We start from the raw sequence: 12,633 nt of genomic DNA on the forward strand, positions 1-12,633 counted from the left end.
CCCGTCGAAGCCGCTAGCGTTTTCGTGCTTTTTCATCGATTTTCGAGCAATTTTCGCGAATTTGCCTTCGATTTAAATGGATTTAAGCTGTTTTCACGTGAAATTCTCCAATTTTGGGCTCGATTTTGCCGAAATCGGCGTAAAAAGCGGTCGCCATTAGCCATGGTTCTGATAGGGTTTGGCCTATCATGAATGGGAGAGACTTCATGGGCGTGAAATACAATCCGAAGCGGGACAGACACATCGACGCAGCAAAGGCGGCCGCCATCAAACTGGGCGTCGACGGGCTGGCGCCGGAGATCCTCTTCGGTGGGGCCAGCAACGACGACCTCGATCTTTATTCGGCGGACATGCTGGCGCTGATTGCAGCCCACGCGCATCGGGAACTCACCCGCTGGGACGGTGGCAAACCACAGGTTTCGGTCGAGAGTGTCGAAGGCGTCGCGCCTGGCGGCACCGAGGTCTCGATCATCGCGATCACCGAACACAACATGCCCTTCCTCTATGATTCGATCATGGGGGAGATCACCAGCACGCACCGCGACATTCACCTCGCGATCCACCCCATTCTGGTCAAGGAACCGGGCAAACCGGCAAAACTCTTCGATCCGGAAGAGGAAAGCGATCCCTCGCACCGCGTCAGCCACATCCAGATCCACCTGACGAAGCTGGCCCCCGTCGAAGCCGAGCAACTCAGCAACCGCATCCGCGACGTGCTGGAGCAGGTCCATCAGACCGTGCACGACTGGCCGGCGATGACGACGTTGCTTGACCAGGCCATGCAGGAGCTCGAAGCCTACAACGCGTCGCGCAAGAAGAGCGACCGCGACGAGGCGCTCGCCTTCCTTCGCTGGCTGCGAGACAACAACTTCACATTCCTCGGCATGCGCGAATACACCTATTCGGGCAAGGGCGAGAAGGCAGCCGTCGAACGCGGCAAGGGCAGGGGCCTCGGCATCCTTTCCAACCCCGACGTGCGCGTCTTGCGCCAGGGCAAGGACGCGGTGCTGACCACACCTGAAATCCTCGCCTTCCTGGACGGCCCGGATTTCCTGATCGTTACCAAGGCCAACGTGAAGTCCGTCGTGCATCGGCGCGCCTATATGGACTATATCGGTATTAAGCGGTTCGACGCCGACGGCAATGTCACCGGGGAACTGCGCATCGTCGGCCTGTTCACCTCGACCGCCTATACGCGCCAGGCAGCAGAAATTCCGCTGTTGCGCCACAAGATCGAGAAGATCGTCGATCATTTTGGCTACGACCCGCAGAGCCACTCCGGCAAGATGCTCGCCAACACGCTGGAATCCTATCCGCGCGACGACCTGTTCCAGATTGATGTCGGCCTGCTTGCCGCCTTCTGCGAGCAGATCAACGAACTCGGCGACCGGCCGCGCATCCGCGTCCTGCCGCGGATCGACCATTTCGACCGTTTCGTCTCGGTCATCGTCTTTGTGCCGCGCGAACAGTACGATTCGGATGTCCGCGAAAAGATCGGCGACTACCTGAAGACGGTCTATGACGGCCGCGTCTCCGCCTACTATCCGGCCTTCCCGGAAGGGGGCCTCGCCCGTGTCCACTTCATCATCGGCCGCTCCGCCGGCAAGACGCCGCGCATTCCGCAGGCCAAGCTCGAAGAAGCGGTGCGCGGCATCGTCACCCGCTGGATCGACCGGTTCGACCTGCTCGCCCGCAAGGACGGCATCGAGCTCGATGTCGACAATGCCTACCAGTCGTTCTTCACGCCGGCGGAGGCCTATGCCGATCTGGCCGATATCGCGGCGTGCAAGGGCCCGGATCCGATCCGGATCTCGTTCTACAACTATCCCCGCGCGGTCATGCGTGCCGATACGGCCGAGCTGAAGATCTTCCACGCCGGCGAACCGGTATCGCTGTCGCGCCGCGTGCCGCTGCTCGAAAACCTCGGCTTCCGGGTGATCAGCGAGCAGACCTATGACATCGGCGTCAACGCCCACGGCGAAGAACAGCGCAAGGTCGTGCTGCACGACATGGAGCTGATCCACCGCGACGGACACGCGCTGAACCTCGACAAGACAGGCCCGGCCCTCGAAGAAGCCTTCCTGGCCGCCTGGAACGGCTCGATCGAGGACGACAACTTCAACCGGCTGATCCTGCTTGCAGGCCTCAACGCCCGCGAAGTGACGGTGCTGCGCGCCTATGCCCGCTATCTGCGCCAGGCCGGCATCACCTACTCACAGGGCTATATCGCCGACACGCTGAACAAGTATCCGGCGATTGCCGCCGATATCTTCAAGCTGTTCGTGACCCGCATGGATCCGAAGCTCGAGGAAAAGCCGCGCGCCAAGAAGTGCAACGCACTGCTATCTGCGATCGAGGACGCGCTCTCGGCCGTTCCGAGCCTCGACGAAGACCGGATTCTGCGCCGCTACGTCAACGCGATCGAAGCAACGCTTCGGACCAACTACTTCCAGCATGACGCCGACGGCAAACCGCGCGCGGTCCTTGCCTTCAAGCTGGACCCCAAGCAGCTCGACGGCCTGCCGGAACCGCACCCGTTCCGCGAAATCTTCGTCTACGGCACCGAGGTCGAGGGCGTGCACCTGCGCTTCGGCAAGGTCGCCCGTGGCGGACTTCGCTGGTCGGACCGCGCCCAGGACTACCGCACGGAAGTGCTCGGTCTGGTAAAGGCGCAGCAGGTCAAGAACGCCGTTATCGTGCCCGTCGGCGCCAAGGGCGGCTTCTATCCGAAGCTGCTTCCGGTGGGCGGCACCCGCGACGAAATCTTCAAGGCCGGTACCGAAGCCTACAAGACCTTCATCCGCACGCTTCTGTCGGTCACCGACAACATCGTCGGTCAGGACGTCGTGCCGCCGGCCGATACGCAGCGCCATGACGGCGACGACCCCTACTTCGTCGTTGCCGCCGACAAGGGCACCGCGACCTTCTCCGACACGGCCAACGGCCTGGCGCAGGAAGCGGGCTTCTGGCTCGACGACGCTTTCGCATCGGGTGGTTCGGCCGGATACGACCACAAGAAGATGGGCATCACCGCCCGCGGCGCCTGGGAAACCGTCAAGCGGCACTTCCGCGAGATGGACACCGACATCCAGACGACGCCCTTCACGGTTGCCGGCGTCGGCGACATGTCGGGCGACGTTTTCGGCAACGGCATGCTTTTGTCTGAAAAGATTCGCCTGATCGCCGCCTTCGATCACCGCGATATCTTCATCGATCCGAACCCGGATATCGATGGCTCCTTTGCCGAGCGCAAGCGCATGTTCGCCCTGCCGCGTTCGAGCTGGCAGGACTATGACCGCAAGACGCTGTCGGAAGGCGCGATGATCATTTCGCGTACTGAGAAGTCGGTGACGCTGACGCCGCAGGCGATGGCAGCCATCGGCCTCGACAAGCAGAAGGCAACGCCCTTCGAGATCATGAACGCGATCCTGAAGAGCCAGGTCGATCTGCTCTGGTTCGGCGGTATCGGCACCTATGTGCGCGGCAGCAACGAAACGGATGCGGAAGTCGGCGATCGCGCCAACGACGCCATTCGCGTGGCAGCCGAAGAGGTCCGCGCCCGCGTCATCGGCGAAGGCGCCAACCTTGGCGTCACTCAGAAAGGCCGTATTGGCTTCGGCCTGAATGGCGGCCGCTGCAACTCGGATGCCATCGACAATTCGGCCGGCGTGAACTCGTCCGACGTCGAGGTCAACATCAAGATCGCGCTTGCCTCGGCCATGCGCGATGGTCGCCTGACCCGTCCGAAGCGCAATACGCTGCTCGCCTCGATGACCGAGGAAGTGGGTCACCTGGTGCTGCGCAACAACTACGAGCAATCGCTGGCGATCTCGCTGACCGCGATGCAAGGGCTCGGCAACCGCACGACGCTCGGCCGTCTCATGACGCGACTGGAGGCCGACGGCCATCTCAACCGCAAGGTCGAGACGCTTCCCACCGACCAGGCAATGACCGAGCGCTACCAGGCAGGCAAGCCATTGACCCGCCCGGAGATCGGCGTGCTGCTCTCCTACTCCAAGCTCGTCCTCTTCGATGAGCTGATTGCGAGCGAGTTGCCCGACGATCCGTACTTCACGGCGACGCTGGAGCGTTATTTCCCGGGCAAGATGCGCAAGACCTATGCCGGCGACATCCACGGGCACCGCCTGCGCCGCGAGATCATCGCGACGATCCTCGCCAACGAGGTCATCAACCGCGGCGGTCCCGCCTTCGTCTCGACCCTGACGGACGCCACCGGCTTCCTCTCGGCCGACGTCGTCAAGGCGGCCGTGCTGGCGCTCGACGGCTTCGACCTGCCGCGGATCTATGACGAGATCGACGCGCTCGACAACAAGATCGGCGGCGGCCTGCAGAACATCCTCTACCAGGAAGTGGGCCGCATCTTTACGCTCGTCACCGAGCGGGCGCTGCGCACCCATGCGGCGACCGGCTCGGTCTCCGAGGCGGTATCGCGCCTCGGCGATGGCCTGCAGAAGCTGCGCGCGACCATGCGCACTGCAGTCTCCGGCGAGAGCGCCGAAGAAGCACGGTTGAAGACCGCAGCCTTCGTCGAGGGCGGCGTCCCCGCCAAGCTCGCCGAGGAAATCTCGGAACTGGCGCTGATGACGCTCGTGCCCGAGATCATGCAGATTGCCGCTGAAACCGGCGAGACGCTGAGCCGCACGGCGCAGGGCTACTTCGCCGTCACCGACACGCTTCGGATCAACCGCCTGCTGGCGGCGTCCGATCGCGTTCCGGCAACCGAGCAGTTCGAGGCCATGGCTCTGTCACGCGCCGTCTCCGATATCGCCGCTGCACGGCGCGATATCACCGCAGCAGCGCTGCGCGAGCAGAAGAAGGAACGCAATCCGGTTGCCGCCTGGGAAGAAAGCGAACGCGTCCGTGTCGCCCAGGCGACCGGTCAGCTCCGACTTTTGACCGAGAAGGGTGAAACCACGCTCGCCAAGATCACCGTCGCTGCAGGTCTCCTCAACGACCTGGCACGCGGTAGGGCGAAGTAACAGGACGAAGGTGGATGCGGGCAGTTTTTTTGTCCGCATCCTGCTCCGGACCTTTGGGAATCGGTTCAATTGAAGATAGGCTGCGCCGCGCGTTCTGAAGACGCGCGGCGCAGTCGTTTCGGGAGGGGACCTTGCAGATTTCGGCCGAGAGGACTGAAGACCAGCCACGCACGTCCCGTGCGGGCATTGCCGGCTGGATGCTGTTCGACTGGGCGGCGCAGCCCTTCTTCACCGTCATCACCACCTTCATCTTCGGCCCCTATTTCGTTTCCCGGCTGACGGAGGACCATGCCGTCGGCCAGGCGATGTGGGGCTATACGCTGACCGTTTCGGGCATCATCATCGCGGTTCTTTCTCCGGTGCTCGGCTCGATCGCCGACGCCACCGGGCCGCGCAAACCCTGGATCGCCTTCTTCGCCGTCATCAAGATCGCATCGCTGGCTATGCTCTGGTTCGCAGCCCCGGGCTCGCCGATCCTCTATCCAGCGATCTTCATGATCCTTGCAAGCATCGCGGCCGAGTTCTCGATCGTCTTCAACGATTCGATGATGCCACGCCTGGTGCCGGAGAAGGACGTGGGGCGCATTTCCAACATCGCCTGGGGGCTCGGCTATCTCGGCGGCATGATCGTGCTCATTGCCGTCGTGGCGCTGCTTGCCGGAAGTCCTGAAACCGGCAAGACGGCCCTTGGCATCGACCCTCTGTTCGGTCTTGATCCGGCAAAGGGGGAGGATGCGCGCATCACCGGACCGATCTCCGCCATCTGGTACCTCGTCTTTATCCTGCCGATGTTCCTGTTCACGCCCGATGCCACCAAGGCGGCGATGTCTCTCAGCAAGGCAACCGTCACTGGCCTCAGGGAGCTCAAGGGCACCCTCGGCGAGCTTCGGGAAAGGCCCGGAATCTTGCGCTTTCTCATCGCGCGCATGATCTTTCAGGACGGGGTCAATGGTCTCCTGGCGCTCGGCGGCACCTTCGCGGCCGCGATGTTCGCGTGGCAGACCCTGGAGCTCGGCGTCTACGGCATCATTCTCAACGTCGTCGCGATCGGCGGCTGCCTCTGTGCGAGCTGGCTGGATGCGCACCTTGGCTCCAAGGTGATCGTCACCGCCAGCCTGATCTGCTTGACGATTGCCACGATCGGCATCGTCTCGACGGGTCCAGGCTTCACGCTCTTCGGGCTGCTACCGCTGTCGATGGAAGATACCGGCGGCCTGTTCGGAACGGCCGCCGAAAAGGCCTACATTCTCTACGGCCTGCTCGTTGGCGTCGCCTTCGGCCCCGTTCAGGCCTCATCGCGCTCCTACCTCGCCCGCAGCGTCAGCCTGGACGAGGCTGGTCGCTACTTCGGCCTCTATGCATTGTCCGGCCGGGCCACATCGTTCCTCGCCCCCGCATCCGTTGCCACGATTACCCTTGCAACGGGGTCGGCAAGAATCGGCATGATGGCACTGATCGCCTTTCTGGTGATCGGCCTGCTGATCCTTCTGCGCACGCCCTATCCGGCCGATGATGGACGCAAAAAAGCCGCCGCATCCTGGGGACGCGACGGCTTCTGACTGGTTGGTGCCTTGGCGGCCAATTCCGGACAGACGCCCAGCGCCCATCCAGACGATCTTAGTGGCGGAAGTGGCGCATGCCGGTGAAGACCATGGCGACGCCATGTTCGTTCGCAGCCGCAATCACCTCTTCGTCGCGCATCGAGCCACCCGGCTGGATGACGGCGGTGGCGCCCGCCGCAATCGCCGAGAGCAGGCCATCGGCAAACGGCAGGAAGGCTTCGGAAGCAACGGCCGAGCCTTTGGTCAGTGGCGTTGCAAGACCCAGCGCCTTGGCGGCTTCTTCGGCCTTGATCGCGGCAATGCGGGCCGAGTCAACACGGCTCATCTGCCCTGCGCCGATGCCGGCCGTCTGGCCGTCCTTGGCGTAGACGATCGCATTCGACTTCACGTGCTTCGCCACCTTGAAGGCGAACTTCATGTCTTCGAGTTCCTGTGCAGTCGGCGCGCGCTTGGTGACGACCTTGAGTTCGAGATCCTCGACCATGCCGTTGTCACGCGTCTGCACCAACAGGCCGCCCGAGACAGTCTTGGCAGCAAGGCCCGGAACACGCGGGTCGGGCAGGCCACCGGTCGCAAGCAGGCGCAGGTTCGGCTTGCGGGCAATCACCGCCTTGGCCGCGTCGCTGACGGCAGGCGCGATGATCACTTCGGTGAAGAGCTTGACGATTTCTTCAGCCGTCTCCGCGTCAAGCTCCTGGTTGAGCGCGATGATGCCCCCAAAAGCCGAGGTGGAATCGCAGGCAAGCGCCCGGCGATAGGCTTCGGCAAGCGTCGGCGCGGTGGCAACGCCGCAAGGATTGGCATGCTTGATGATCGCGACCGCCGGTGCCTTCTCAGGCAGGAACTCAGCCACCAGTTCGAAGGCGGCATCCGTGTCGTTGATGTTGTTGTAGGACAGTTGCTTGCCCTGCAGCAGCGCCGCGGTGGCGACGCCTGGGCGGTTCTCGCCCGTCAGGTAGAAGCCGGCCTTCTGGTGCGGGTTTTCGCCGTAGCGCATTTCTTCCTTGAGCACACCGCCGATGACGCGGTGGCGCGGCATCGGGGTGTCGAGGGCCTCGGCAAACCAGTTGGAAATCGCAGCGTCGTAAGCCGCGGTGCGGGCATAGGCCTTGGCCGCCATCTTCTGGCGGAAGGCATAGGTCGTCTTGCCGGAAGCAAGCTCTTCGAGCAGCACGGAATAGTCGGCCGGATCGGTGACGATCGTCACATAGGCGTGGTTCTTGGCCGAGGCGCGGATCATTGCCGGGCCGCCGATGTCGATGTTTTCGACCGTCGTCGGATAGTCGCCGCCCTTTGCCCGGACTTCCTCGAAGGGATAGAGGTTGATGATCGCGAGGTCGATCGCGGTGATGCCGTGCGTCGACATGGCGGCAACATGATCGGCATCGTCGCGGATCGCCAAGAGGCCGCCATGCACGCCCGGATGCAGCGTCTTGACGCGACCGTCCATGACTTCAGGAAAACCGGTCAGTTCGGAAACGTCGCTTACCGGCAGGCCAGCCTTCGAGAGTGCCTTGTGCGTGCCGCCCGTCGAAACGAGTCGGATGCCCTTTTCGTACAGGGCGCGCGCGAGCTCGACGACGCCGGTCTTATCGGAGACGGAGAGGAGGGCGGTGCGAACCGTAACCTCGTTCGGGGCGGGGATTTTCTTGGAGGCGACAGCCATCACCATGCTCCTTTGGCGGCGCCGGAGGCCCGGGAGAAGGTCCGGCGATTGGGATGGCTGCCCGTTACCATAGCTTGTCTGCCGAAGGAACCTCCGCGGGACGGAAGCGCTAAAATAAGCACCTCAGTTCGCGCGGGAGAAGGTCCACTGGATCTCCGGCTGGCGAGCGACGGTGAAGGTTACGGTCAGTTGCGATGACGCGCGTATGCCCGAGGGATCGGCAAAGAAGATGTCCTCTTCGACGGCGAGCTCCCCATCCTGGCAGGCAAAGAGCCAGATCTCGCCATCCGGCGCCGTCAGAAAGATTTCGCGCGCGTTGTTCTGGCGGATGCCGACAGCCGGATGAATATGGAAGCGCGCCACCGCCGTCGCCGTATCGGCCTCGTCCGGATCACTGCCATCGGCACGCGACAGCCGGTCGCGACCGCGGATCATGCGGCCGCCGTTCAGGACGCCGATGTCGCGCTCGTGCACCAGGCCGAAGGCAGCAAGATAGCCATCATGGCTGGCCGTCACCGACTCCAGACCGCCGGGCTCGTCCTTGCGCGTCACCGCGACCTTGGAGACGCCTGTCGTCATGATCGGCCCGAGGAAACGGGATTGTGAGAAACGCGACGAGGACGTGTCGTTGACGGTGACCGTCGAATGCGCTGCAGTCGTGCGCGAAATCTGCCGGAAACGATCGCCGGCAAACTTCGGTGCGCCAGAATTGACGACAAAGCGCGTCTTGCCCGAGGACATTTCGAACGACAGGCAGCCGGCATGGGCGCTTCGCGAAAGATCAACGGAAAGCGGCCGTCCGGTATCCATGATTACGACCGTGTTCTCGACCGCAAGGCGCTCGTAATGCGCATGCGGCAGCGAACGGAACGGCTCTCCCGCCGTCTCGTCATAGCGCAGCACCGAGGCCAGTTCATGCGCCAGGACAGACGTCGCGCCGTTGAACAGCGCCAGTTCGCCCCCCTGGTGCCGGAAGAAGCGCAGGGCCGGATACATCCGGTCGATGCACGGGATCAGCCGCGACGGCACATCATGGCCGAGATTGACATAGGTTTGCCTAAGCGGCAGCAGGTCGAGCAGCAATTCGAGCCCGGCCCGCGGACTACGCGAGCAATGGCTGCCATCCGGCAGGATCTGTCGGTCGAGCTCGAGATCGAGATGGCGCGAGGCCTTGCGGATGGCGCTCGGCGAAGCGGGCATGGAGACTGATGCCATGGCGAGCGCAAGCCGCACCCTAAGCCTCGCCTCGCCATCACGCACCGTCTCGGCAATATGGCGAAGATAACGTACCTGAAGCGCAAGGCTCTTCAGGAACCGGCGATAGAAGCCATGTTCCGCATTGCGCAGAACCACCGGCGAATGCGAAAGCCAGGCGATGATGCGCTGAGCGATGATATCCGGATCCCAGGCGATGCCGCCAAGATCGCGGCCATGGGTGGCGATCCAGTCGTCGACGATTTGGCGCAAGCGCACATAGCCGGCATCCTCGCGGATCGCACGCAGGTGTCTCAGCCAGCCGAAGGAATGCAAGCGCGCCGCGAATTCGCGTGACGGCAAGTCGATCTCGAACGGCGACTCGCCTTCCGTATCGAGGACGCGGCCGGCAAGCGGAAAGCGCCCGGCGAGAATTTCTTCGGCAACGAAGGGATCGACGGCTCGAAGATCGGTCGGCGCGACAATCAGGCGGTTGGGCGTCGAACCGGTAAAACGCAAAGTGGAGACGCGGCCGATCGATAGCCGGCGCGACACACGACGCCAGCCTTCACGCACATACAGGTAAGAAAGCCTCCGCCTGCCGGAAAACAACATCAACGCCGCCGGTTTCCTCATTTCTGGCACGACCGCTCAAACGTCCGAACGGGCGATGGTCTCGCGCCAGCCGCCGCATGGTGCCAGAGAGACCGTTAAACTTTTATCAATACTGTCATCTTTGATAGGCCTCCGACGCGAAAGCGTCAAATGACGCGACAAAACAGGGCCTTGAGCCCCATTTTGACAGGCCTGAACTCAATCGGCGGTGCTATTTGCGGCGAATCACCGCCGCGTAGAAGCCATCGAGACCGCTTGCGAAGGGTGCATCGAGCGGCAACATGGCCGGCGTGGTGCGCATTTCGCCAAGTGGCGTGATCGCATCCTCAAGCCCCGGCCAATCCGCTGCCGAAATCGCAATGCGTTCATAGGCAGCGCCGGAGCCGACCACTCGTTCGACGACCTCTTCGCCTTCGAGCGGATCGAGAGAGCAATTGGAAAAGACGACAATGCCGCCGGGCTTGACCACGGTAAGCGCGTGGCGGAGCAGACGCTCCTGCAAGGCAGCGAGCTTTGCGATATCCTCCGGCCCCTTTGTCCACAGCACGTCAGGGTGGCGACGCGTCGTACCGGTCGAAGAGCAGGGCGCGTCGAGCAGCGCCGCATCGAACAGCGTTTCCGGCTGGAAGTCGGCCATGTTGACCTCCTTCGTCTCGGCCTCGAGGCCAAGCCGCTTCAGATTGCCCTTCAACCGACGCAAGCGGCTGCCGGACTGATCAAGCGCCGTCACTTCGGCGCCGGCGAGAATGAGTTGAGCAGTCTTGCCGCCCGGTGCTGCACAGAGATCGACGACCCGCTTGCCGGCGAGATCGCCGAACAGTCGCGCCGGTATCGACGCTGCAGCATCCTGCACCCACCAGGTGCCTTCGTCGAATCCGGCTAAGGAAGGGATGGAACCGGAGAATGCGCCAAGACGAACAGAACCGGTCGGCAGGACGGTGCCCCCGAGACGCTCGGCCCAACCAGCGGGTTCGGACTTGACCGACAGATCGATAGCCGCCGGTGTGAGCTGCGCTTCGGCGATCTGCTGGGCTGGTCCTGCGCCGTAGCGGGCAACCAGGCGCTCGAAGAACCAGTCCGGCATCGCTGGTAAATCACGCACGCTTTCGAGAATAGCGTCCTTCTCACGTGACAGGCGCCTGAGAATGGCATTCACCAGATTGGCGAAACGCCGATTGCGTGGGTCCCCCTGCGCTTGCTCCACCGCGAGGTCGACCGCAGAATGGTCCGGCACATCGAGATAGAGGATCTGCGCCGCAGCCACGGCAAGCACGTGCTCGAGCGCCCGCGCACCCTCCGGCAGGGGCGTCTGCAGCAGGGAATTGATGGCGGCTTGGATGCGCGGGAGATGGCGAAGAGCGGAGTTCAGGATCGCCCGAACCAGAGCGCGATCGGCCTCATTGAGTTCGCGATAGGCCGGATTGCCATGCTCATTGTCGAGCATGCCGTCGAGCGACGTCTTGCGGTCGATGACCGCCGCCAGGATCTTCGCGGCGGCCTGACGCGCCCTCAAGCCCGGTTTTTCCGGGCCGCGAGGGGCAGCGGCGGGTTTCGATTTCGCGGCAGCTCCGTTTCGGTGCGATCGTTTCGGGCGTGAATCGTTTTTGTTTTCTGCGGACATCAGGACCAGGGACCTTTGGGCGGTTCGGAACCACCGCGACCCCAACCGGTAGAGGGCACAGAGCGCGATTTGCGCACGGGATTATCAGCACGGACCGGCGGCGTCGAGACCGAAGACATTTCCTGGGCCATTTGCTCCAGGGCCGCAATGCGGTTTTCGGTGTTCGGATGGGTCGAGAACAGGTTGTCCATGCGTTCGCCGGAAAGCGGATTGATGATAAACATGTGCGCCGTCGCCGGGTTGCGCTCGGCATCGTCATTGTGAATCTGATGCGCCGCACCGGCAATCTTCTGCAACGCCGAGGCCAATGCCATAGGTTTGCCGCAGATCTCGGCGCCGCGCCGGTCTGCCGAATATTCACGGGTACGACTGATCGCCATCTGCACCAGCATCGCCGCCATCGGCGCCACGATCATCGCAACCAGCGTGCCGACGAAACCGAGCGGGTTGTTGTTCTCCCGGTTGCCACCGAAGAAGAAGGCAAAGTTGCCGAGCATCGAGATGGCCCCGGCGAGTGTTGCCGTCAGCGTCATCGTGAGCGTATCGCGGTTCTGTACGTGTGCCAGTTCGTGCGCCATCACGCCCGCCACTTCATCATAGGTGAGTGCGTGCAACAGGCCGGTGGAGGCGGCAACCGCAGCGTTTTCCGGGTTGCGACCAGTGGCGAACGCATTCGGCTGCGGGCTGTCGATCACATAGACGCGCGGCATTGGCAAGCCGGCGTTTCGGGCAAGGTCACGGACGATGCCGTAATACTCCGGCGCGCTGCGCTCATCGACCTCTTGGGCGCGATACATACGCAGCACCATCTTGTCGGAGTTCCAGTAGGAGAAGAAGTTCATGCCCGCGGCCATGACGAAGGCGATCATCATGCCGCCGCGTCCGCCGATGACAAAGCCCACCGCCATGAACAGGGCGGTCATGACTGCAAGCAGCATGGCGGTGCGGACAAGGTTCATCAAAGTCTCCGGGGTC

General features: G+C 63.0%; 6 protein-coding genes. 2 read left to right on the plus strand and 4 right to left on the minus strand.

Annotated elements, in window-relative coordinates; translation table 11 throughout:
• Nucleotides 1–206: 206 nt before the first annotated feature.
• Nucleotides 207–5,000 carry an NAD-glutamate dehydrogenase gene (locus LAC81_RS18275; RefSeq protein ID WP_223725930.1) on the plus strand — a complete coding sequence of 1,598 codons (4,794 nt, stop codon included), beginning with the start codon at nt 207–209 and terminating at the stop codon, nt 4,998–5,000.
• A 131-nt stretch (nt 5,001–5,131) separates the two neighbouring features.
• A complete protein-coding gene (locus LAC81_RS18280; RefSeq protein WP_223725931.1) occupies nt 5,132–6,559 on the plus strand; it encodes an MFS transporter in 1,428 nt (475 codons plus the stop codon).
• 58 nt (nt 6,560–6,617) lie between these two features.
• Here the strand turns inward: LAC81_RS18280 and purH are convergent, their stop codons facing one another.
• From purH to htpX, 4 genes are all read right to left on the minus strand, one after another.
• Complete coding sequence (gene purH / locus LAC81_RS18285; RefSeq protein WP_223725932.1) at nt 6,618–8,228, minus strand: bifunctional phosphoribosylaminoimidazolecarboxamide formyltransferase/IMP cyclohydrolase; 1,611 nt, start codon at nt 8,226–8,228, stop codon at nt 6,618–6,620.
• 123 nt (nt 8,229–8,351) lie between these two features.
• On the minus strand, nt 8,352–10,037 hold the full coding sequence (locus LAC81_RS18290; RefSeq protein WP_223727855.1) for a heparinase II/III family protein: 1,686 nt from the start codon (nt 10,035–10,037) through the stop codon (nt 8,352–8,354).
• 211 nt (nt 10,038–10,248) lie between these two features.
• The gene (locus LAC81_RS18295) at nt 10,249–11,658 is read right to left on the minus strand and encodes an RsmB/NOP family class I SAM-dependent RNA methyltransferase (RefSeq protein WP_223725933.1); all 1,410 of its coding nucleotides are present in this window, start codon (nt 11,656–11,658) and stop codon (nt 10,249–10,251) included.
• Nucleotides 11,658–12,617: a zinc metalloprotease HtpX gene (gene htpX / locus LAC81_RS18300; RefSeq protein ID WP_223725934.1), complete on the minus strand. Its 960-nt coding sequence runs from the start codon at nt 12,615–12,617 to the stop codon at nt 11,658–11,660. Before htpX ends, LAC81_RS18295 begins: the two co-directional genes overlap by 1 nt.
• Nucleotides 12,618–12,633: the final 16 nt, after the last annotated feature.

The organism is Ensifer adhaerens, assembly GCF_020035535.1.
In the GTDB taxonomy this organism is placed as follows: Bacteria; Pseudomonadota; Alphaproteobacteria; order Rhizobiales; family Rhizobiaceae; genus Ensifer.